This window comes from Microbacterium aureliae, from assembly GCF_054780155.1.
In genome coordinates this window covers 60,515-82,989 of sequence record NZ_BAAGWW010000006.1, presented here as the reverse complement: position 1 = coordinate 82,989, position 22,475 = coordinate 60,515, and the positions used below count along the sequence as shown (strand labels likewise).

The following is a 22,475-nucleotide window of genomic DNA, read 5'->3' as shown; positions in this document are numbered from 1 at the left end:
CGTGCCCGGCTACGCGTTCCTGACCGTGTTCGCCCTGTTCTCGGTCTTCCCGCTGTACTTCATGCTGGTCTCATCGACCAACTCGACCCGAGAGGTCCTCGGATCCCGGCTGACCCCGGGCGGCCACTTCATCGACAATCTGGTGGCGCTGACCACGCAGCAGGATCTCGGCGCCGCCATGATCAGCTCGTCCCTCATCGCCATCGGCACGACGGTGCTGTCGCTGATCGTCTGCGCGATCGCGGGCTACGGCTTCGAGATCTACCACTCCCGCGGCAAGGACGTCGTGATGGCGATCCTCATGCTGGCGATGATGATCCCGTTCGCGGCCATCATGATCCCGCTGTTCCGCATCTTCGCGCAGTTCGACATGGTCAACTCGCTGTTCGCGGTGATCATCCCCTCGATCGCCACGCCACTGCTGATCCTGCTGTTCCGGCAGGCGTCGCGCTCGTTCCCGTATGAGGTCATCGAGGCCGCCCGGATCGACGGGCTGAAGGAGCTCTCCATCTTCGCGCGCATCTACGTGCCGACGATGAAGTCCACTTTCGCCGCCGCGGCCGTCATCACCTTCATGGCCTCGTGGAACAACTTCCTCTGGCCGCGTGTGATCCTGCTCGACAACGCGGTGCAGACGATGCCCATGCTCATCGCCAACCTCACGGCCGGATACGTCACCGACTACGGCGTGCTCATGCTCGCCGTGCTGCTGACATCCCTCCCGACCATCCTCATCTTCCTCATCCTGCAGCGCGCCTTCGCACAGGGCATCACCGGAGCCATCAAGTGACATTCGATCCCGTCTTCGCCATCGACCGCATCGCCGACCCGACCTTCGTCTCGGAGAACCGCCGCCCGGCGCACTCGGACCACCGCTGGTTCGCCGACCTCGACGAGGCGCGATCGGGGGTCAGCGCGTTCGAGCAGTCGCTGAACGGCTTGTGGAAGTTCTTCTGCGCCCGCAACCAGGGGCAGGTGCTGCCCGACTTCGCCGATCCGTCGCGGGATGTGTCGGGGTGGGACGACATCCGCGTGCCTTCGCACCTGCAGCTGGAGGGCTACGACCGACCGCAGTACGTCAACGTCGGCTACGCATGGGACGGCCAGGAGGACATCGAGCCGGGGCAGGTCCCCGAGCGCGACAACCCGATCGGATGCTATGTGCGCACCTTCGCGCTCGATTGCCCGCTCGCCGAGGGCGAGCGGCTCAGCGTCACCTTCCACGGCGCGGAGAGCGCGATCGCGCTGTGGGTGAACGGCCGCTACATCGGCTACAGCACCGACAGCTTCACCCCCGCCGAGTTCGATCTCACCGACGCGCTGGTCGAGGGCGAGAACCGCATCGCCGCGCAGGTGTTCAGCTACAGCGCCGGCTCGTGGCTCGAGGACCAGGACTTCTTCCGGTTCTCGGGCATCTTCCGCGACGTCACCCTGTACCGGCGCCCCGGGGTGCACGCCGAGGACATCCGCGTGACCACCGCGGTCGCCGATGACCTGGCATCCGCCCAGGTGCGGGTCCGCGTGGAGCTCGACGGGGCGGGCGGCGCCGTCTCGGCCCGCATCGAGGGCGTCGGCGAGCTCGCGCGGGATGCCGACGGAGCCTTCGTCGTGCAGGTGGAGGAGCCCCGGCTGTGGAGCCCCGAGCATCCGCACCTGTACGACCTCGTGATCGAGGTGCGCGACGCCGCCGGAGCGCTGACCGAGGTCGTCCCGCAGCGAGTCGGCATCCGCCGGTTCGGCATCGAGAACGGCGTGCTGTCGCTCAACGGTGACCGGGTCGTCTTCAACGGCATCAACCGTCACGAGTTCGGCCTGAACGGGCGGGTGCCGTCGCGAGAGCTCACCGAGTCCGACATCCGGATGCTGAAGGCGCACAACGTCAACGCCGTGCGCACCAGCCACTACCCGAACGACTCGGCGTTCTACGCGCTCGCCGACGAGTACGGCCTGATGGTCATCGACGAGATGAACCTCGAGACGCACGCCCGGTGGAGCCGCATCCGCCTGCACGGCGAATCGCTCGACACCGCCCTGCCCGGCGACCACGACGAATGGCGCCCGGCGGCGCTGGATCGTGCCCGCAGCATGCTCGAGCGCGACAAGAACCACGCCAGCGTGGTGATCTGGTCCTGCGGCAACGAGTCCTTCGGCGGCACGGTGCTGCGCGATGTGGCCGACTGGTTCCGGTCGGTCGACGATCGCCCGGTGCACTACGAGGGCGTGCACTGGGACCCGAGGTACCCCGAGACGACCGACATCGCGAGCCAGATGTACACTCCCGCCGCGGCGGTGGAGGACTATCTGCGCACCAACCGCGACAAGCCGTTCATCGTGTGCGAGTACGCGCACGCGATGGGCAACTCCTTCGGCGGGGTCGGCGAGTACATCGAGCTCGCGTATCGTGACGAGCTGTTCCAGGGCGGATTCATCTGGGACTTCGCCGATCAGGCGATCCTCATGCGCGATCGCTACGGCCGCGAGTACTTCGGCTACGGCGGCGACAACGGCGAGGCGCCGCACGATCAGGACTTCAGCGGCAACGGCATCTTCTTCGCCGACCACACCCCCTCGCCGAAGGCGCAGGAGATGAAGCGGCTGTATCAGGGCTTCGTCGTCGACGTGTCGGAGTCGTCGTTCGCGCTGACGAACCGGCTGATGTCGACCTCGTCGGCCGAATACGAGACGCGCGTCTCGATCTCGCGGGAGGGCCGCATCCTGACCGCCGGCGTCGTCGACACGGACGTCGCGCCGGGCGGGTCGGCGGTGTACCCGCTGCCGGTCGCGATTCCCGCGGCGGCGGGCGAGTACGCGATCGTCGTCTCGCTGCACCTGCGGACCGAGACGGCGTGGGCACCCGCCGGGCACGAGGTCGCCTTCGGCGAGCACGTGCTCAGGGTCGGCGAGCCGGCCGCAGGCGCGACGGCACCGGCCGCGCAGGTCGCGGCGCCCGCGCCGCGCCTGGTCGAGGGCACGCTGAGCATCGGCGTGCACGGGCCCGGCTTCCACGTGACGTTCTCGCGGATCTTCAACGGGCTGACCTCGTACCGCTTCGGCGAGACGCGCACGGGCGGCCGCGAGCTGCTCTCGGGCGCGGTCACCCCGAACTTCTGGCATGCGCCGACCGCGAACGAGCGGGGCTGGGGCGGCCCGTTCGAAGAGGGGCAGTGGCTGCTCGCCAGCCGTTACGGCCGCGCCAGCGGGTTTCACGAGCCGGCCGACATCTCGGTCGAGCAGGTCGACGGCGGGGTGCGCATCGGCTACCGCTACGAGCTGCCGACGACGCCCGTGACGCACTGCGATCTCAGTTATCTCGTCGACGGCGCTGGCCGGGTGGAGGTCACCCAGCGGATGCACGTGCCCGAGGGTCTGCCGCAGATGCCCGAGTTCGCCACGATGCTGGCGATGCCCGCGGATTACGACCGGGTGCGCTGGTACGGCGACGGTCCCGAGGAGTGCTACGTGGACCGGCGGGAGGGTGCCCGGCTGGGCGTCTACGACCGTCACGTCCCCGACATGCTCACCCCGTACATCCGTCCGCAGGAGGCCGGCAACCGCACCGGCGTGCGCTGGGCGGAGATCACGGATGCCCGGGGCGCGGGTCTGCGCTTCGAGGGAGACCCGATCATGGAGTTCTCGGCGCTGAGCTGGACGCCGGCCGAGATCGAGAGCGCACTGCATCCGCACGAGCTGCCGCCGATCCACCGCACGATCGTGCGCCCGGCGCTGATGCGCCGGGGGGTGGCGGGAGACGACTCCTGGGGTTCGCGTCCGCTCGACCGGTACCTGCTGCCGACCGGCGACCTCGAGTTCCGGTTCGCCTTCCGGGGGATCCAGACGCGCTGATTCCGGCGAGCTGGATTCCGCCCCGGCGAGATTCCGCCCCGGGCTAGATTCCGGCCTGCGCCGCCCTAGGAACCGGGGGCGGCGCAGTGCTCGCGCGGATGATCAGCTCGGTGGGCACCGGGTCGGCGACCGTGTGGCGGTTGTGCTCGATCCGGTCGATGAGCATGCCGACCGCTGCCACCGCGACGCGGTCGAAGTACTGGTGCACGGTGGTCAGCGGCGGCTGGAAATCGGCCGAGAGCTCCATGTCGTCGAAGCCGACGACGCTCACCGATCCCGGCACGTCGCGGCCGGCTTCATGGAATGCGCGCATGGCGCCCAGGGCCATTCCGTCGTTGGATGCGAACACGGCGGTCACGCTCGGATCAGCGGCGAGTCGCCGACCGGCGGCGTAACCCGACGCCGCGCTCCAGTCGCCCGGCATGATCGGCGGCACGACCCGGCCGTGCGCGCGGAGGGTGTCGGCCCATGACTGCGCCCGGTCACGGGCGCCGTGAGAGCTCTCGGGGCCGCGGATGTGCCAGACCGTCTCGTGGCCGAGTGAGAGAAGGTGCTCGGTGGCAAGGCGCGCTCCCTGGGCCTGGTCGGTGTCGATGGCCAGGTAGGGGTGCGAGCGACCCGCGGTGACGACGACGGTCGGGATCTTGGCCACCCGCACGAGATCCGATTCCAGGAGCTCGTGCTCCTCGAGGACGACGATCAGCCCGTCGACCGGTTGATCTGCCATTCGCGTGAGCGCTCCCGTGAGGCCCGCCTGCGCGATCGTCCACAGTGGTGTCAGCGCCAGCGAGTATCCCGACCTCGACGCCGCGGTCGCGAAGCCCTCGAGCGTCCGGGTGTTCCCATAGCTGGAGAGTTCGGACATGATGACGCCCAGCGTCCGGAATCTGCCGCTCTTCAGGGCTCGCCCGGCGGAGTTCGGCCGGTAGCCCATTCTGTCCATGACGGCGAGCACCCTGTCGCGGGTGACCGGCCGGACGATGTCCATCCCGTTGGCGACGCGTGAGACGGTCTGCGCCGAGACTCCGGCTTCGCGGGCGACATCGATGATCGACGGCGCGCGCCACACGCGCGCGTCCTCCGGCTGCTCCACCACTGACCCTCCCGGCGTCCCCATGAACGATACCAATCCGCGGTCGCGCCCCCGTCCCCGGCCTTCCCTCCGGCCCTCACCCACCCACCTCCGGGTTTCGAATCGCTCATATTGCTGTGTTCTGGCCGGAAACACAGCAATATGAGCGATTCGAAACCGGTGGGGTGGTGGACAGCGGTGGGGTGGGGTGAGGGCGGGCGGCGAGGTGCACATCTGAGCACAGCCACCCCGCAAAGCGAGCGCTTCACTAGCGTGAGAAGGACGGCGACTCGGCCGTGACCCGGAGGTGAACATGTCGAACCTGGCTGCTGTGATGCCCGAACTCGGGCGCATCGAGGTGCAGGAGGTGCCGTTGCGCGAACCGGGGCCGCGCGAGGTGCGCGTGCGCGTGCGCGCCGTCGGCGTCTGCGGTTCGGACACCGCCTACTACCGCATCGGGCGCATCGGCGACTGGATCGTCGACGTGCCGATCATCCTCGGCCACGAAGCGGCCGGCGAGGTCGTCGCCGTGGGCGAGGCGGTCACCCGGGTGCAGGTCGGCGACCGCGTGGCGATCGAGCCCGGCACGCCCTGCCGGGACTGCGCGGACTGCCACGCCGGCGACTACCACCTCTGCCCCGGCCTCACCTTCCTTAGCCGCGATGCCGAGGCCTGGTCCACTTCCTTAGCCGCGATGCCGAGGCCTGGTCCACGTTCTGCGGGCCGTCCGGGCGTGGACGGGCACGCCCGGCGCCGGCACAGAGCGTCCGAAGTGCCACGGGGCGGGCCGGCAGGCATGATCCGGGCGGGACGCGGCCCCCCCCACCGGGGGTGACCCTGCCGGGCCGCCGGGTCCGGACCCGGTCACGCGGCTCTCGGGACGGGCTGGGCGCGTACCTGCCGCTCTCAGCGCCCGCGACAGGGAGTTCCGCGAGTGGGCGACGGAGGTCGGGGGCCGCACATCCCGTTGTCGGCAGGAACGGTAGGGTCATACCGTCGAGCTCCCCGCCCGAGGGGCATGACGAGGAGGTCAGCATGGCTCTGCGCGAACTCGAGTTCACGTCGCACAACGGCACCGACACCATCCAGGCCTGGGTGTACGAACCGGCGGTCACGCCGGTGGCGGTGGTCCAGCTCATCCACGGTCTCGGCGAGCACTCCCGCCGGTACCTGCACATGACGGCCGCGCTGGTGGATGCGGGGTTCGTCGTGGTCGCGGACGATCACGCGGGTCACGGTCGGACGGCGATGCAGTCGGGGACGTGGGGTGACGCCGGTGACGAGTCGGCGACGGTCATCGTGCAGGACGAGGTGACGCTGTACCGGAAGGCCAAGGAGCTGTTCCCCGACCTGCCGTACGTGGTGTTCGGCCACAGCCTGGGGTCGATGATCGCGCGGGCGCTGGTGCTGCAGCCGGGTGTCGAGGTCGACGGGCTCGCGCTGGGCGGTATCGCCGTGGGCATGCGCGGTGTCGAGTCGACGCTGGATCGCGAGGCCCTGAAGGCTGCCGTGGCGGCCGACGGTTCCGCCCCCGCTGCGGATGCGTTGGTGGGCCAGCTGTTCGACGGCTTCTACGACCGCCTCGGCCCGGACTTCGGCCCGACGGACTGGGTGGCGCGCAACGCGGACGTCGTCCGTGATCACGGCCGCGACCCCTTCAACAACTTCGGCGCCCCCTTGAGCAACCGGTTCCTGCAGGGCTTCGTCGACGTGTACGACCAGGCCAACGGCGACGACTTCTTCGACCGCCTTCCGCAGGTTCCCGTCGCGATCTTCGCGGGCGCGGAGGACCCGGTGACCAACTACGGCGAGGGTGCGCGCGAGGTCGCCCGGCGCCTGGAGGAGAAGGGCCACGACGTCGAACTCCACATCTACCCCGACGTCCGCCACGAGGTTCACAACGAGCCCGCGACCCGCGCCGAGATGGAGAACTCCCTCATCGAGTTCGTCCACCGCGCCGCCGGGCGGGACGACGCCTGACCCCCGAGGCGCACCCGGCCGCTCGCGCCCAAGCACCGTGACGGGGCTGTCCCTGGCAGAACGGCAAGGTCGAGCGCTTCAACCGCACCCTGCAGACCGAATGGGCCTACCGGCAGGTCTTCCTCACCAACGCCGACCGGACAGCCGCGCTTGCCCCCTGGCTCGAGCACTACAACACTGGACGACGCCACTCAGCCCTCGGAGGCCACCCGCCGATCACCCGACTGGCACCAACGTGATGACCCGGTACATCTAGCCGCAGTCCGTGCCTAGGTCGAAGCGTGAGGCGATGCCGTGGCGGTCCGCTCTCCTTTGTAGAACAGGTCAGTGGTGGGTTCCCTGGCGGTCTACTCGGCCCAATCCTGGAAGCGATCGTCACCTCGGCCTGACCCCGACTGAAGCTTCGCGTCTCGAACGGTAGTCGCGGCAATAGTTCCGCGCGCGGTTCGCCTCTTGATCAGTCCGACGATCAGCACCGCCACGCCTCCAAAGAGGGCAAGGACGGCTCCGGCGCCCGCTATCCACACCCATAGAGGCGCGGGTGCGATTACAGTCACCGCAATCTCGTTCTCCACAGGGGAACCGTTCTCACTGAGTCCGCTCACGACGATGTGGTGCTGGCCCCCGGGTATATCGTCCGGCACGAGGAGCGTCGCGACGACGTCGCCGTTCTGGTCGGCGATGGCGCTACCGAGGACGATCGGGTCCGAGTGGAGTGTGAAGGTGACGGGGCTACCCGCCTGGAATCCCTCCCCCTGCGGTCGGTCGCGGCCCGTCCGATCGCGCAGCCGATGCAGCTGCACGGCCTGACGCTGACGATGGCTCGGTGTTGTTCTGACGCCGGTGGAGAGGCCGGCATCGTGACCTCGCGCGCCGGGTGACACTCCGCGTCGCCGGTGATGGGCGGATCACGCCCGGGGCACCGACATGCGCGGTCTTCGAGCGAACGAGGTCCGAGAGAGATGCGAGATGATCGAACTTTGATTAACCGCTTGACCACCTGATCCTCTGGCTGTTACGGTCCTGAGTAACCGGTTAATCATCCGGTGAGGGCCGTCAGCGAAGAGGTGTTCATGGATCAGCGAGGCTTGTATCGACCGCGGAACGCGTGGGTGGGCGATGTCATCCCGTGGCAGGAGGACGGGGTGTTCCACCTCTTCTATCTGCACGAGACCCGCCGTGTGCCGAAGGAAGGTATGCCGTGGCGCCGTGTGGTGTCCGACGACCTCGTCACGTTCCGCGAGCAGGGTGTCGCGATCGACTCGGCCGGCCACGCTGCCGCGGACTTCAACATCTACACGGGCAGCATCGTCCGCGACGACCGAGGCACGCATCACGCGTTCTACACCGGGCAGAATCCTGATCGGCGCGGCGCCGACGGCAGTCCGCTGCAGGTGGTGATGCACGCCATCAGCGACGACGGCATGGGGTCCTGGACCCGGCATCCGGAAGACGCCTTCGGCGCGAGCAAAGGGTACGAGACCGGCGATTGGCGCGACCCATACGTCTTCTGGGACGGGGAGGCCGGACTGTGGCGCATGCTGATCACCGCCCGTCACGCAGACGGACCGTACCGACGCCGTGGCGTGATCGCGCAGTGCACGTCGACGGACCTGCACTCCTGGACGCCGGTCGAGCCGTTCTGGGATCCGCGTCGCTACGTCGCCCACGAGTGTCCCGAGGTGTTCGAGTGGAACGGATGGTGGTATCTCGTCTACTCCGAGTTCAGCGAGTCGTTCACCACCCGCTATCGCATGTCGCGGAGCCTCCACGGGCCCTGGACAGTGCCGGAGCACGACTCGCTCGACGGTCGGGCGTACTACGCGGCGAAGTCGGCCGCCCGCGACGGACGCCGGTTCTTCTTCGGGTGGATCGCCTCTCGCGAGGGGTCGACCGACGACGGCGCGTGGCAGTGGGCCGGAACGCTTTCCGTACTAGAGGCCGAGCAGCGTGGCGACGGCACGCTGCGCTTCCACCCGCCCCGCGAGTTCGCCGACTCTTTCGATGAGGCCGAGACCGCACTCGCCGACGGCACGGTCCTCTCGGCTCCGGACGGCTACGCCGACGCCCTCGTCCCGGTCGTGGCGCCGCCCGCATTCCGCCTTCGTGCGCGGATCCAGATCGCTCCCCAGACGACGGAGTGCGGTGTCCTGCTCCGCGCGAGCGACGACGGCGATGAAGGCTACTTTCTGCGGTTGGAGCCCCGCCGCGGTCGCATGGTCTTCGACCGGTGGCCGCGAAGGCGAACAGGAACGGAGCAGTGGCAGATCTCCGGTGACGTGCCGTTCGCCGTCGAACTGGAGCGCGCCGCCCGCATCGACCCTGGCGAGCACACTCTCGAGGTGATCGTCGACGGCGACCTCTGCGTCGCGACGCTCGACGAGTCCGTCGTCCTCAGCACGCGGCTGTACGACCGCCCGAGCGGGCGCGTCGGCGCCTTCGTCGGCGAAGGGTCGATCGTCGTCGACGAGTTCACCGTCCACTCACGACCGGAGACCGGGGCGTCGGCATCTGTGTCCTCAGAGCTCGCCGCGATCAGCCGCTGACCGCCCACCGTCGTTCCCGCCTGTTCCTCTTCCTCACCCGCCCGCGACACAATCAATGGAGATACGCACATGAACATCCCACAGCGCACCACCGCTCTCGCCGCCTTCGCTCTCGCCGCATCCCTCGTCATGACGGGGTGCTCCGGATCCTCGAGCGGCGGCGACCCGACCGACGTCAATCCTGAGGGGGAGATCACGCCTCGCGAGATCTCCTGGCTGCTCTCGCGACCGGCCGATGGCGGCGTCATCACCGCGATGCAGCAGATCGCCGACGAGTATGCCGCCGATCACCCCGGCTTCAAGCTGAACCTGATCACGACGCCCGATCGGCCGTCCTACGTCCAGAAGTACGAGACGCTCGCCGCCGCGAACAAGCTCCCCGAGCTGTTCGACACCGATGCGACACCGTTCGCGCAGAAGCTCGCGACGCAGGGCAAGATGGTCGATGTCGACCTGCTGCTCGAGGATCTGGGACTCGCCGACGACTATCGCGAGGCCGCGCTGAACTACCAGCGCTTCGACGACGGCTCCCTCTACATGGTGCCGTTCGAGTTCCAGCTGGAATTCTTCTGGTACAACAAGGCGCTGTTCGAGCAGGCCGGCGTGTCGATCCCGGCGACCCTCGACGACTTCGCCGCGACGTGCGAAGCTCTGCGCGCGGAGGGGGTCACCCCGATCGCTCTGGACGGTCAGGATCAGTGGCCGCTCGAGCGGTACATGGCCTACTACCCGTTCCGTCTCGCCGGTCCCGAGTACGTGAAGAAGCTCAAGACGGGCGACGCGTCGTTCGGAGACGAGCCCGGACGCGCGGCCGCGGAGTGGCTGTACGGCCTCGGCCAGGCGGGCTGCTTCCAGGAGGGCTTCTCGTCGACCGGTTACGCCGACGCGCAGGCCCTGTTCACCTCGGGGAAGGCGGCGATGTACAACATCGGAACGTGGGAGCTCGGCAACCTCGCTACCGATGCACTCGACGAAGGTGTGCGCGACGACGTCGACTACTTCACCCTCCCCACGATCGACGGAGCCGTCACCGCCGACAACGAGTACGTCACGCCGTCCGGCATCGGCATGGCCGTGAACGCCCAGACGTACGACCCGCTCGTGCGCGACTTCCTCGCCTACGCCCTGGAGCGCTACCCCGAGGTGTACACCGCCTCCGGAGCCCTGTCGCCGACGAACGGCGTCGATCCCGTCATCCCGGACAACGCGACCCCCTTGTATTCCCGAGCAGTGGAGCAGTCCGCCGGGGTCGGTCCGGCGATCGCGATGCCGTGGGACACGCAGCTGGACCCGGCGACCAACACCCGTCTCCAGCAGGAGCTGACGCTGCTGGTGCAGGGAGACATCACCCCCGACGAGTTCATCGAGACGATGGATGCCGCCCTGGCGGAGAACGTCGGTGACTGACATCGCCGAAGCCGGGGTGCGTGCGGACAGCCCGCGCGCCCCCCGGCGCCGCCCGCCGATGAGGTCGTCGATGCTGCCGCGCCGGTCTGCGCTGTCGGTGATCGTCTTCCTCGTCCCACCGCTCGTGCTCTACGGCGTCGCGGTGCTGCTCCCGATCCTGCAGTCGCTGGTGCTCAGTGTGTTCCGATGGGACGGCATCACCGACATGGTCTTCGTCGGGCTGGACAACTACATCAAGATGTTCACGCGCGACGACGTGTTCTGGACGGCCTTCCGCAACGCGCTCGGCTACCTTGCGATCTGCCTGGTGCTGCAGCTGGGCGGCGCGCTCGCGGTCGCCGGCCTGCTGACCGCGCTGCCGCGGGCCCGCGAACTCGTCAAGACGCTGTACCTCCTGCCGGCGGTCATCTCCACGGTCGCGATCGCGTTCCTCTTCGTGCGCATCTACTCGCTGGAACCTGTAGGCCTGCTCAATCAACTGCTGGCGTGGGTCGGACTCGAGGGCCTCCAGACGGCGTGGCTGTCGAATGTGCAGACCGTGCTCGCGGCCGTCTCTATCCCGGAGGGATGGCGCTTCACCGGGCTCTACATGCTCATCATCTACGCCGCACTGATCGCCGTGCCCTATGAGCTCGAGGAGGCCGCCCGACTGGACGGCGCATCCTGGTGGCAGACGTTCTGGCGGATCAGGTTCCCCTACATCCGCTCGGTCTGGATCACCACCACGATCATGGCCACCACCTTCGCGCTCCGCGGATTCGACATCCCGTACCTCCTCACCAACGGCGGACCCGGTCAGTCGTCGGAGCTGCTGACCACCTACATGTACAAGACCGCGTTCGTGCACACCGACTACGGCTACGCCAGCGCGATCTCGGTCTTCATCGTCGTCGAGTGCCTCGTCGCCGTCGGCCTGATCATCGCGCTCCTTCGTCGAAGGGACGAATCGTGACCGCCCCCGTCCTGGACCGCCCGACCGTGACCGACAGCGTCGGAACCCCCGCACGCCCGCCACGCGCGACCGGCTCTCATCGCCTCCGCGTGCAGCGGACGCTCCTCACCGTCACGATCGTGCTGATCGTCATCGTGCAGGTGTACCCGCTCCTGTGGCTGTTCATCACGAGCTTCCGCACGGCATCCGACTTCGCCGGGGGCAATCCGTTCGCCCTTCCCACCGAATTCACGCTCGACAACTACGTCCGCGCGTTCGCGACCGGCAATCTCGGGCTGAACATCCTCAACAGCCTGATCGTCACGCTCGGTGCGAGCGCGCTCATCGTGATCGCGGGGATGATGGCCGCCTACGCACTGCAGGTGCTCGGGTTCCGCTTCAGCAATCTCGTCCGAGCTGTGTTCCTTCTCGGCATCATCGTGCCGGTGCAGATCGCGCTCGTCCCCCTGTTCATCGACTACGCCCAGGTCGGGCTGCTCGACACCCACCTGTCGATGATCGTTCCGCTCGCCGCGTTCTCGCTGCCGATGGCGATCTACCTGTTCTCGTCGTTCTACCAGTACATCCCCCGCGAGATGTACGAGGCGGCGTCGCTCGACGGAGCCGGCCCCTACCGGATCTTCGCCCAGATCACGTTCCCGCTCTCGGCGAACACGATCATCACGGTCGTGCTGGTGAACAGCATCTTCATCTGGAACGACTTCATCTTCGCCAACACCTTCGTGCTGTCGGACGGATTGAAGACCATCCCGCTCGGCCTGCAAAACTACATCGGAGCGATGGGCAACACGGACTGGACAGCGACGTTCGCCGCCGTCTGCGTGACGGTGACACCGCTGCTGCTGGTGTTCCTCGTGCTGAACAAGGCCATGATCAACGGACTGGAGAGCGGGGCCACCAAGGGATGAGCTCGACCGGGCACGGCAGGAACGGACCTGCCGTCACCATGCGCGACGTCGCGAAGGCCGCCGGCGTCTCGGTGGCCACCGTCTCGCACGTCGTCAACGACAAGCCCGGCGCGCGGATCGGCGAAGACGCCCGCAGGCGCGTGCACGAAGCCGTGGCGAGACTCGGATACCGGCCGAACGCGCTGGCGAAGACTCTGTCCGAGGGCGGCTCGCGCTTCATCGGCCTGGTCGCCGACGCGATCGCGACGACCCCGTTCGCCGGCCAGATCATCCACGGCGCACAGGACGAGGCGTGGAAGCACGGCTACGTCCTTCTGGTCGCCAACACGGAAGGCGACCCCGCGGTGGAGAGCGATGTGATCGCGATGATGCTCGAGCACCAGGTGCGCGGCATCCTCTACTCCACCTGGTACCACCGCGAGATCGCCGTGCCGGAGATCCTGCAGCAGACCGACACCGTTCTGGTGGACTGCTTCGCACCCGACCCGACCTTTCCCGCCGTGGTCCCGGACGAGAGGCAGGGGGGTCGTACGGCGACGGAGCTGCTCATCGAGGCCGGTCATCGCCGCATCGCGTTCATCAACACCACGACACCCTCGCCGGCGCGGACCGACCGCCTCGCCGGATATCGAGACGCCCTCTCGTCCGCCGGCATCGCGTTTGACGAGTCGCTCGTGTTCTCGGCCGAACCGCAGCAGGAGGGCGGGTACGCGACAGTCGATGAGCTCGTGCGCGCAGATGTCACCGCGGTCTTCTGCCACAACGACCGCGTCGCGATGGGACTCTACGACGGACTGCGCGAACACGGTCTTCACGTGCCCGACGACATCGCCGTCGTGGGGTTCGACAACCAGGAGGTGATCGCAGCCCACCTGCGGCCACCCTTGTCCACGGTCGCTCTGCCGCACTACGAGCTCGGCGCTGCGGGGGTACGTGTCCTCCTCGGAATCGATGCCCCTCAAACCGGACCGACGCTCGTCTCGTGCCCGCCCGTTCTGCGGGCCTCGATCACCTGATCCGCCGCACGGCACCCCCCCCACCCAAGAAGGACTCGGATGCGCCCGCAGTTCCACTTCACGCCGCAGTCCGGCTGGATAAACGACCCGCACGGCATCACGTACCGTGACGGCGGGTACGACACGTTCTTCCAGTTCGTGCCGGGTCAGACCGTGTGGGGGCCGGACTGCCGTTGGGGTCATGCCCGGGGTCGCGACCTTTTCTCCCTCGAGGAGCTGCCGGTCGCGATCGCGCCGGGCGAGGGCGATGGCGGTATCTGGACCGGCTCGTTGGTCGCCGGCGTCGCTGGGGGCGCGCGTGTGTTCTACACGTCGACCTCCGAGCCGGACGTCGGGATCGGGCGGGTGCGGGTGGCGACCCCGGATGACGGGGAGTGGGTCTCGTGGACCAAGGGGGCGTTCGTCGTGGATGCTCCGGCGGGACTGCACCTGATCGCCTATCGCGACCCGTTCCTGCGGCAGGACCCCGACGGGTGGCGGATGTTCGTCGGAGCGGGTGACCGCGACGGCACGGCGATGGCCCTCAGCTACCGCTCCGACGATCTGGAGGAATGGGCGTACGAGGGGGTCGCTCTCGACCGCTCCACGAACGAGACGGCGGACGTGTGGATGGGGGCGCTGTGGGAGTGCCCGCAGATCATCGACGTCGACGGTCACGCCGTCATGATCTCCTCCGTCTGGGACGCGGACGTGCTCTACTACGCCGGCTACGCGATCGGCGGGTACGAGCGGGGCCGGTTCGTCGCCGAGCGGTGGGGGCGGCTCACGTGGGGTGACAGCTACTACGCCCCGTCGTTCTTCCGCGACGATCAGGGTCGACCCTGCCTGGTGTTCTGGATGCGGGCGATCGCGGACCTGGATGCCGGATGGGCAGGTGCCCACAGCATCCCGTTCGTCCTGTCCGTCGCCGACGGGAAGCTGGTCGCGTCGCCGCATCCGGATCTGGACAGGTACCGGGCCGGTGCCGCAGCTGCTCGGGTCGACGGGCTTGCAGCCCACCTCACCTGGACACCGAACCCGGAGCACCTCATCGTCGCCTCCGGGGGTGAGAACGTCTTCGAGCTCGCCCAGAGCGGTCCGGGGGAGCTGAGCATCATGGTGCAGGGGGCGGGAGCGGTCGTCCCGGTGGCCGGGCCGGTTCGCGTCATCGTGGACGGCCCCGTTCTCGAGGTGGTGAGCGACGCCGGTCTGTTCGGAGCAGCCATCGCCCCCTCGGGCGACGCGATCGAGATAGCGAGCGGCGCCGAGCACACCACCCTGCACCCACTTCACCGCTGACAGATCGCCCTCCTGCGACCGCCATCCCGCCGCGTAAGAATCGCGTAAACCGGAACGACTCTCAGCCTTGCCGAGCGCGACCCAGCGGAACCCCGAACCGCGCCGAATCAACGCCAACGCAACACGCCGCACCCGGGTGGTCGCCCAGATCCGGGGTTCAAATCCCTCCGTCTCCGCCATGAACCCCCGGGTCATCCGGGGGTTTTCGCGTTCCGCGCCACTCCCTCACTGGTCATCATCGAAGCCATCGACCCGTGAGAAGCCACGCGATGGTTGCGGGAGAACATGCGCGAGAAGCGTGCGGCCGCGTCTGACGCTGTGGCGCGAACGGCGCCGGGGCGCGTTTTCGCGGTGGATGCCGGTCGCCTGGCCGTGCTCGCCGTCGTGGTCGGTGCGCCACCGGATCCGAGTTCGTCGCCGACGGCGGCGTCACCGCCGGCTGACCCGACCCGAACCCCGCCGCTCGGCGCCTCAGGCGTCGTCGGCGGGGTTCGCCAGTTCTTCGGATGCCCGCGCCAGCGCCGGCACCATCCATTCCGCCGAGCCGAGCGTGACGCGGGTGTCGGGGCCCGACACCGACACGGCGGTCGGCGTCGCCGCGCCGGTGAGGGCGACGGCGAAGCAGCGGACGCCGACCTCTTGCTCGCCCTCGTCGATCGCGTACCCGCGCTGACGGATCGTCGCGAGGTCGGCCAGGAGCGACTCCTCGGTGGTGTGGGTGGAGTCGGTGAAGCGCGGCATCCCGGCTCTGCGGACGATCGCGAGGACCTCGGCGTCCGGCAGCTGCGCCAGCATCGCCTTGCCGACACCGGTGGAGTGCGCGTAGACCCGGCGCCCGACCTCGGTGAACATCCGCATCTGGTGGCGGGAGGGGACCTGCGCGACGTAGACGACCTTGTCGCCGTCGAGGATCGCCAGGTTCGCCGTCTCTTGCGAGGTCTCCTCGAGCTCCTCGAGGCTCGGTCTCGCCCACGCGGCCATGAGTCGCGTCGCCTGGTCGCCGAGGGGGATGAGGCCGGTGCCCAGCGCGTAGCGGCGGGACGGCAGCTGGCGCACGTAGCCGAGCGTCATGAGCGTGCGTACGAGCCGGTGCGCGGTGGGCAGCGCGAGCCCCATCGCCTCGGCGACCTCGCTCAGGGTCGCGCGGCCGCCGCGCTGCCCGAGGATCTCGAGGATCGCGAACGCGCGCGCGACGGACTGCACCGCGTTCTTCGGATCCGTCTCCACCGCATCGCGATTCATGCGACTCCATTTCCACTATCCGGAACAACCTACCGCACAATCCGTGACAGCCCGCCCTCGACTTTGCATCCGTTCCGAATCGTGGAACACTCGTCGCAACGAGGAGGTCCGCATGCACGCTCCCGACACTGTCGTCGAGGAACTGGCCGCCGCGCTGCCCGACGGGTCCGTCATCGTCGACCCGTCGTCGATGGACGCGTACCGCTGGGATCGTGCGCTCGACCCGGATGCCGGCATCCCGCTCGCCGTCGTCAGACCGCAGACGACCGACGAGGTCCAAGAGATCGTCCGCGCGGCCGCCCGCGCCGGCATCCCGCTGATCCCGCGTGGCGCCGGCTCGGGCCTGTCGGGCGGAAGCTCCGCGGTCGCCGGCGCCATCGTGGTGTCGCTCGACCGGATGCGGCGGATCGACATCGACCCCGCGACCCGCATGGCCACGGTCCAGCCCGGCGCCTTCAACGCCGAGGTCAAGCGCGCCGCGGCCGCCGAGGGCCTGTGGTACCCGCCGGACCCCTCCTCGTACGAGTTCTGCTCGATCGGCGGCAACGTCGCCACGAACGCCGGCGGCCTGTGCTGCGTGAAGTACGGCGTGACCACCGACTACGTCCTCGGCATGACCGTCGTCCTCGCCGACGGGCGGGCGGTGCGGCTCGGCGGCCCCCGGCTCAAGGACGTCGCGGGGCTGTCGCTGTCCAAGCTCTTCGTCGGCAGCGAGGGGACGCTCGGCATCATCACCGAGGTCATCCTGCGGCTGATCCCCGCCCAGCGCCGCCCGTCGACGCTCGTCGCGACGTTCCCGACGCTGTCGGGGGCGACGGATGCCGTGCTCGCGATCACCCGCACCATGCGGCCGTCGATGCTCGAGTTCATGGACAAGGCCTCCATCAAGGCCGTCGAGGACGAGACGCGCATGGGGCTGGACCGCGACGCCGAGGCGATGCTCATCGTCCAGTCCGACGAATCGCCCGCGGCCGCCGCGGCCGAGATCGCCGAGGTCGAGCGCATCTGCGGCGACGCCGGTGCGACCGAGTGCTACACCACCGACGACCCGGACGAGGGCGAGGCCTTCGTCGTCGCGCGGCGCATGGCGATCCCCGCCGTCGAGAAGAAGGGCACGCTGCTGCTCGAAGACGTCGGCGTGCCGCTTCCCCGCCTCGGCGACCTCGTGCTCGGCATCGAGCGGATCTCGGCGACGCACGACGTGCCCATCGCCGTCATCGCCCACGCCGGCGACGGCAACACCCACCCCCTGCTCGTCTTCGACCCCCGCGACCTCGATCAGAAGCGACGGGCCGAGACGGCGTACGGCGAGATCATGGACCTCGCGATCTCGCTCGGCGGCACCATCACCGGCGAACACGGCGTCGGCCGGCTCAAGCGGCCCTGGCTGTCCTCTTACCTCGGCGAGGACGAACTCGAGCTCAACAAGCGCATCAAGGCCGCCCTCGACCCCCACAACATCCTCAACCCGGGCGCCGTGTTCGGCGCCTGACGGAGACCCATGACCACTCAGCACCCCCTTTCCCCCGCCCGCACTGACCGCGCCGGCCTGCAGGTCGCCGACGAGCTCGTCGCCTTCATCGAGACCGAGGCCCTTGCCGGCACCGGCATCGACGCCGAGACCTTCTGGGCCGGGGCGGCGCAGATCCTCGCCGACCTGACTCCCCTCAATCGGCAGCTGCTCGCCGAGCGCGACCGGCTGCAGGCCGACCTCGACGCCTTCCACACCGCCCACCCGGGCCGTCCCGACCCGGCGGTCTACCGCCGCCACCTCGAAGAGATCGGCTATCTGCTGCCGGCGCCGGATCCGGCATCCGTCCAGGTCGTCACCGAGAACGTCGACCCCGAGATCGCCCGCATCGCCGGCCCCCAGCTCGTCGTGCCCCTGCTCAACGCCCGCTTCGCGGTGAACGCCGCGAACGCCCGGTGGGGGTCGCTGTACGACGCGCTCTACGGCACGGACGCGATCGAGGATGCCGGCGAGCTGGCCAAGACCGCGCAGTACAACCCCGCCCGCGGGGCCGCGGTGGTCGCCCGGGGCCGCGCCCTGCTCGACCAGATCGCGCCGCTCGCGGGCGCCTCGCACGCCGACGCGACCGGCTACCGCGTCGAGGACGGCGCGCTCGTCGTGACCGTCGACGGCCAGGCGCGGGCGCTCGCTGACCCGACGGGGCTGGCGGGCTACACCGGCGAGGCCGGGTCACCGGCATCCGTGCTGCTGACCCACCACGGACTGCACGTCGAGATCCTCATCGACCGCACGCACCCGATCGGCAGGACCGACCCCGCCGGCGTCGCCGATCTCATCGTGGAATCCGCGATCTCGACGATCATGGACCTCGAGGACTCCGTCGCGGCGGTGGACGCCGAAGACAAGGTGCTCGGCTACCGCAACTGGCTCGGCCTCATGCGCCGCACGCTCAGCGAGCGGGTGTCCAAGGGCGGCCAAAGCTTCCTGCGAACGATGAACCCCGACCGCACTTACACGACGCCGGACGGCGGCAGCCTGACCCTGCCCGGCCGCTCGCTGCTGCTGGTGCGCAACGTCGGCCACCTCATGACGACCGACGCCGTCCTCGACCCCGCCGGCGACGAGGTCCCCGAAGGGATCCTCGATGCGATCGTGACGGTGCTCGGCTCCCTCGCCGATCTTCGGGGGGATGCCGCCGGCGGCAACTCGCGGACCGGCTCGGTGTACATCGTCAAGCCCAAGATGCACGGGCCCGCCGAAGTCGCCTTCGCCGTCGAGCTCTTCGGCCGCGTGGAGGACCTGCTGGGCCTGCCGCGCAACACCGTCAAGATTGGGATCATGGACGAGGAGCGCCGCACGACGGTGAACCTGGCCGCGTCGATCGGCGCAGCGCGGGAGCGCGTCGCCTTCATCAACACCGGCTTCCTCGACCGGACCGGCGACGAGATCCACACGTCGCTGCGGGCGGGCGCGATGGTGCCGAAGGGCCGCATGCGCGAGCAGGCCTGGCTCACCGCGTACGAGCGCTGGAACGTCGACGTCGGCACCGCGGCGGGACTGCGCGGGCGCGGGCAGATCGGCAAGGGCATGTGGGCGATGCCCGACCTCATGCACGACATGCTCGACCAGAAGGCCGGCCACGTGCGGGCCGGCGCCACCACGGCGTGGGTGCCCTCGCCGACCGCGGCGACCCTGCACGCGCTGCACTACCACGAGGTCGACAGCGTCGACGTGGCCGCCGACCTCGCCGGCCGCGAACCGCAGACGCTCGACGACATCCTCGTCATCCCGCTCGCCGACGAGCCGCTGGCGCGCGAGATCGTCGAGGTGGAGCTCGACAACAACGTCCAGTCGATCCTCGGCTACGTGGTGCGCTGGATCGATCAGGGCGTCGGCTGCTCGAAGGTGCCCGACATCCACGGCATCGCCCTCATGGAGGACCGCGCCACGCTCCGCATCTCGAGCCAGCTGCTGGCGAACTGGCTGGCCCACGGCGTGATCGACGTCGCGCAGATCGACGACAGCCTGCGACGCCTGTCGGCCGTGGTCGACGGGCAGAACGCCGGCGATCCGCTCTACGAGCCGCTCGTCGGCGCGGACGGCCCGGGTCTGGCCTTCGACGCCGCGCGCCGCCTCATCCTCGAGGGGGCTGCGCAGCCCAACGGGTACACCGAGCCGCTGCTGCACGGCATCCGTCGCGAGAAGAAGGCGCAGGCGATCGCCGCCGCGCAGCGCTGATCAGAGCTGACGCGCGCAGCCGCGGCCCTCAGGCGGCCGCGGCTGCCGCGGCCAGCGCGCGCTGGAGCGGCTGGTAGTGCTCGATGACGGCGCGGCGGTACGCCTCGACGTCGCACGCGAGCGCGGCCTCGAGCATGTCGCCGTGCGCCTTCGCCGTCTGCCGCAGATCGGCGGGCAGCGCGAGGCCCAGCTGGGGGAGGACGGCGGTGTGCACGTCCCAGAACGCCCCGACCAGCTGCTCGGCCAGCCGATTGCCGGTCGCGGCGAACATCGTCGTATGGAAGGCGCGGTCGGCGTCCAGGAACGTCTCACCGCGCTCGGCGCGCTCGATCATCTCGGCGACCAGCTCGCGCAGTGTTCCGGCGTCGTGCGTGTCCGTGGTCGACACCACGCGCTCGGCCATCGAAAGGTCGAGGGCCAGACGCACCTCGACGACCTCGCGCAGCGCGTCCAGTGACCCGTCGGGAGCGAGAACTCCCCGGAAGACGAGCGCCTCTACCATCGGGTCCAGCGACATCCCGCCCACGTAGGTACCGTGGCCGTGTCGGACCTGCACGATATCCAGCGTCGACAGCGTGCGGATCGCCTCGCGCACCGACGACCGCGAGACGTCCAGGGTGTCGCACAGCTCCGACTCGGTGGGCAGCGGGTCGCCCGGACGGAGGTTGCGCGTGAGGATGAGCTGCTTGATCTGGTCCGCGGTGGTGTTGCGGCGCATCCGCGCGCCGCGTTTGTCGATCACAGTCATCCGGGCCTTCTTCCATCCCAAGGTCACAAATCGGCTTCGCTCATTGTGCATTGCACCGACGTGTGTTTATAGTACGTCAGACGTCTGATGTTCTCAAGGCGTCACCCCCCCGGTCCATCAACGGAGACAGACACATGACACTGCGAACCACAGCCCGCCGCAGCGCGGGTCGGATGGCGGCACTGACCGCCGGCGGCATCGCCGCCGCCCTCGTCCTCGCCGGGTGCGGCGCGGCGGCCGAGCCGGCCACCGATTCCTCGGCCGGCGGTGAGATCGACTCGGACGCCATCATCGAGGCGGGCATCTCGTACGCCCTCGGCGGCAGCTTCGATCCGCTGCTGGCCAGTGGCGCGGTCACCCTCGCCGCCAACTGGCACATCTTCGAGGGTCTCGTCGACCTTGACCCGGTGACCCGGGAGCCCTACGCCGCGCTCGCCGCCGAGATGCCCACGCAGATCGACGACACCACCTACGAGATCGACATCCGCGAGGGTGCGACGTTCCACAACGGCGAGCCGGTGACGGTCGACGACGTCGTCTACAGCTTCGAGCGCGTGCTCGACCCCGAGGCCGGCAGCCTCTTCACCAGCTTCATCGACTTCATCGACACCGTCGAGGCCGTCGACGAGGACACCGTCCGCGTCACCACCGACTACCCGTTCTCGCTCATCAACGAGCGGCTCGGCGTCGTGAAGGTCGTCCCGCAGGCCCTCGTCGAGGAGGACGCCGAGGACTTCGGCGCCAACCCCGTGGGCACGGGCCCGTACTCGCTGGTGTCGGCCGTCCCCGACGACGCGCTCGTGTTCGAGCGGTTCGATGACTACAACGGTCCGCGTCCGGCCCTGGCCGCCGGCATGAACTGGAACCTGCTGTCCGACCCGGCCGCGCGGGTCACCGCGATGTCGTCGGGCACCATCCAGGCGATGGAGGACGTCCCCTACATCGACGTGGACTCCCTCTCGGCGTCGGTCGACGTCGAGACCGTGCAGTCCTTCGGTCTGCTGTTCATGATGTTCAACACCCAGCAGGCGCCGTTCGACGACCCGCGCGTGCGCAAGGCGTTCCTCTACGCCCTGGACATGGACACCATCATCGGCACCGGCCTGCTGGGCAACGCCGAGCCGGCCACGTCCTTCCTGCCCGAGACGCACCCGAACTACAACGAGGCGTCGACGGTCTACACCTACGACCCCGAGAAGGCCGAGGAGCTCCTGGCCGAGGCGGGTGTCTCGGACCTGTCGATCACGCTGCTGACCACCGACACCGGGTGGGTCCGCGAGGTCGCCCCGCTCATCAAGGAGTCGCTGGACGCGATCGGCGTCAAGACGACCCTCGACATCGGCCAGTCGCCTGCGCAGTACGGCAAGGTGGATGCCGGTGACTACCAGGTGATGATCGCCCCCGGTGACCCGTCGGTCTTCGGAAACGACGCCGACATCCTGATGCGTTGGTGGTACGGCGACAACGTGTGGCCGAACGACCGCTACCGCTGGGCCGACAGCCCCGAGTTCGCCGAGCTCACCGACCTGCTGAACACGGCGGTCGCGCAGTCCGGTGACGAGCAGCAGCAGACGTGGAACCAGGCGTTCGACCTGCTGTCCGAAGAGGTGCCGCTGTACCCGCTGCTGCACCGCCAGCTGCCCACCGCGTGGAACGCCGACGAGCTGGTCGGGTTCGCCCCCGTCCCGACGACCGGCCTGTCGTTCCTCGACGTGGGCGTCGCCGCCAAGTAATCCCCCGGGTGCCGGGGCGCGGGTCCCCCCGCCGCGCCCCG

At 69.1% G+C, this 22,475-nt stretch carries 16 protein-coding genes and 1 pseudogene; 14 read left to right on the top strand and 3 right to left on the bottom strand.

All coding sequences use genetic code 11. The features are described 5' to 3' along the window. Position 1: 1 nt before the first annotated feature. Positions 2 to 790, top strand: a complete 789-nt coding sequence (locus tag ACYVF4_RS13430) for a carbohydrate ABC transporter permease (RefSeq protein WP_253035370.1) — start codon at positions 2 to 4, stop codon at positions 788 to 790. Further along, positions 787 to 3,843, top strand: coding sequence for a beta-galactosidase, LacZ type (lacZ, locus tag ACYVF4_RS13425; protein ID WP_288969875.1), 3,057 nt, complete (start codon positions 787 to 789; stop codon positions 3,841 to 3,843). Before ACYVF4_RS13430 ends, lacZ begins: the two co-directional genes overlap by 4 nt. 43 nt (positions 3,844 to 3,886) lie before the next feature. Here lacZ and ACYVF4_RS13420 read toward each other — a convergent pair whose 3' ends face one another. Beyond that, complete coding sequence (locus ACYVF4_RS13420; protein ID WP_460723624.1) at positions 3,887 to 4,936, bottom strand: LacI family DNA-binding transcriptional regulator; 1,050 nt, start codon at positions 4,934 to 4,936, stop codon at positions 3,887 to 3,889. 313 nt (positions 4,937 to 5,249) lie between these two features. On the opposite strand from ACYVF4_RS13420, the gene ACYVF4_RS13415 reads away from it, so the two are divergent. The 9 genes and pseudogenes from ACYVF4_RS13415 to ACYVF4_RS13375 all read left to right on the top strand — a co-directional run bounded on the left by ACYVF4_RS13415 (position 5,250) and on the right by ACYVF4_RS13375 (position 15,002). Then, positions 5,250 to 5,750: an alcohol dehydrogenase catalytic domain-containing protein gene (locus ACYVF4_RS13415; protein ID WP_460723622.1), complete on the top strand. Its 501-nt coding sequence runs from the start codon at positions 5,250 to 5,252 to the stop codon at positions 5,748 to 5,750. Positions 5,751 to 5,950: 200 nt separating this feature from the next. Beyond that, positions 5,951 to 6,895, top strand: coding sequence for an alpha/beta fold hydrolase (locus ACYVF4_RS13410; protein ID WP_053546735.1), 945 nt, complete (start codon positions 5,951 to 5,953; stop codon positions 6,893 to 6,895). Positions 6,896 to 6,942: 47 nt separating this feature from the next. Continuing rightward, positions 6,943 to 7,134 (top strand): annotated as a pseudogene (locus ACYVF4_RS13405) (integrase core domain-containing protein); the annotation flags it as partial. An 834-nt stretch (positions 7,135 to 7,968) separates the two neighbouring features. Continuing rightward, complete coding sequence (locus ACYVF4_RS13400; RefSeq protein WP_460723619.1) at positions 7,969 to 9,441, top strand: family 43 glycosylhydrolase; 1,473 nt, start codon at positions 7,969 to 7,971, stop codon at positions 9,439 to 9,441. A gap of 69 nt (positions 9,442 to 9,510) precedes the next feature. Continuing rightward, positions 9,511 to 10,848, top strand: a complete 1,338-nt coding sequence (locus ACYVF4_RS13395; RefSeq protein ID WP_460723617.1) for an ABC transporter substrate-binding protein — start codon at positions 9,511 to 9,513, stop codon at positions 10,846 to 10,848. 70 nt (positions 10,849 to 10,918) lie between these two features. Beyond that, entirely contained in the window at positions 10,919 to 11,800 is an 882-nt protein-coding gene (locus ACYVF4_RS13390; protein ID WP_460723647.1) for a carbohydrate ABC transporter permease, read from the top strand. Next, positions 11,797 to 12,708, top strand: a complete 912-nt coding sequence (locus tag ACYVF4_RS13385; protein WP_460723615.1) for a carbohydrate ABC transporter permease — start codon at positions 11,797 to 11,799, stop codon at positions 12,706 to 12,708. Before ACYVF4_RS13390 ends, ACYVF4_RS13385 begins: the two co-directional genes overlap by 4 nt. Further along, positions 12,705 to 13,724 (top strand): LacI family DNA-binding transcriptional regulator, encoded by a 1,020-nt coding sequence (locus ACYVF4_RS13380; protein WP_460723613.1) that lies wholly within the window; start codon positions 12,705 to 12,707, stop codon positions 13,722 to 13,724. The genes ACYVF4_RS13385 and ACYVF4_RS13380 overlap by 4 nt, the downstream gene beginning before the upstream one ends. Positions 13,725 to 13,763: 39 nt before the next feature. Further along, positions 13,764 to 15,002, top strand: a complete 1,239-nt coding sequence (locus ACYVF4_RS13375; protein ID WP_460723611.1) for a glycoside hydrolase family 32 protein — start codon at positions 13,764 to 13,766, stop codon at positions 15,000 to 15,002. 471 nt (positions 15,003 to 15,473) lie between these two features. On the opposite strand, the gene ACYVF4_RS13370 is transcribed toward ACYVF4_RS13375, so the two are convergent. After that, on the bottom strand, positions 15,474 to 16,244 hold the full coding sequence (locus tag ACYVF4_RS13370) for an IclR family transcriptional regulator (RefSeq protein ID WP_460723609.1): 771 nt from the start codon (positions 16,242 to 16,244) through the stop codon (positions 15,474 to 15,476). Positions 16,245 to 16,356: 112 nt separating this feature from the next. Between ACYVF4_RS13370 and ACYVF4_RS13365 the strand changes: the two genes are divergently transcribed. Together ACYVF4_RS13365 and ACYVF4_RS13360 are read left to right on the top strand one after the other, a co-directional pair. After that, entirely contained in the window at positions 16,357 to 17,736 is a 1,380-nt protein-coding gene (locus ACYVF4_RS13365) for an FAD-binding oxidoreductase (protein WP_460723607.1), read from the top strand. A 9-nt stretch (positions 17,737 to 17,745) separates the two neighbouring features. Next, positions 17,746 to 19,953, top strand: a complete 2,208-nt coding sequence (locus ACYVF4_RS13360) for a malate synthase G (protein WP_460723605.1) — start codon at positions 17,746 to 17,748, stop codon at positions 19,951 to 19,953. 28 nt (positions 19,954 to 19,981) lie between these two features. Here the strand turns inward: ACYVF4_RS13360 and ACYVF4_RS13355 are convergent, their stop codons facing one another. After that, on the bottom strand, positions 19,982 to 20,701 hold the full coding sequence (locus ACYVF4_RS13355) for a FadR/GntR family transcriptional regulator (RefSeq protein ID WP_460723603.1): 720 nt from the start codon (positions 20,699 to 20,701) through the stop codon (positions 19,982 to 19,984). Between the two features lie 173 nt (positions 20,702 to 20,874). On the opposite strand from ACYVF4_RS13355, the gene ACYVF4_RS13350 reads away from it, so the two are divergent. Further along, positions 20,875 to 22,434 carry an ABC transporter substrate-binding protein gene (locus ACYVF4_RS13350; protein ID WP_460723600.1) on the top strand — a complete coding sequence of 520 codons (1,560 nt, stop codon included), beginning with the start codon at positions 20,875 to 20,877 and terminating at the stop codon, positions 22,432 to 22,434. The last annotated feature ends 41 nt before the right edge of the window (positions 22,435 to 22,475 follow it).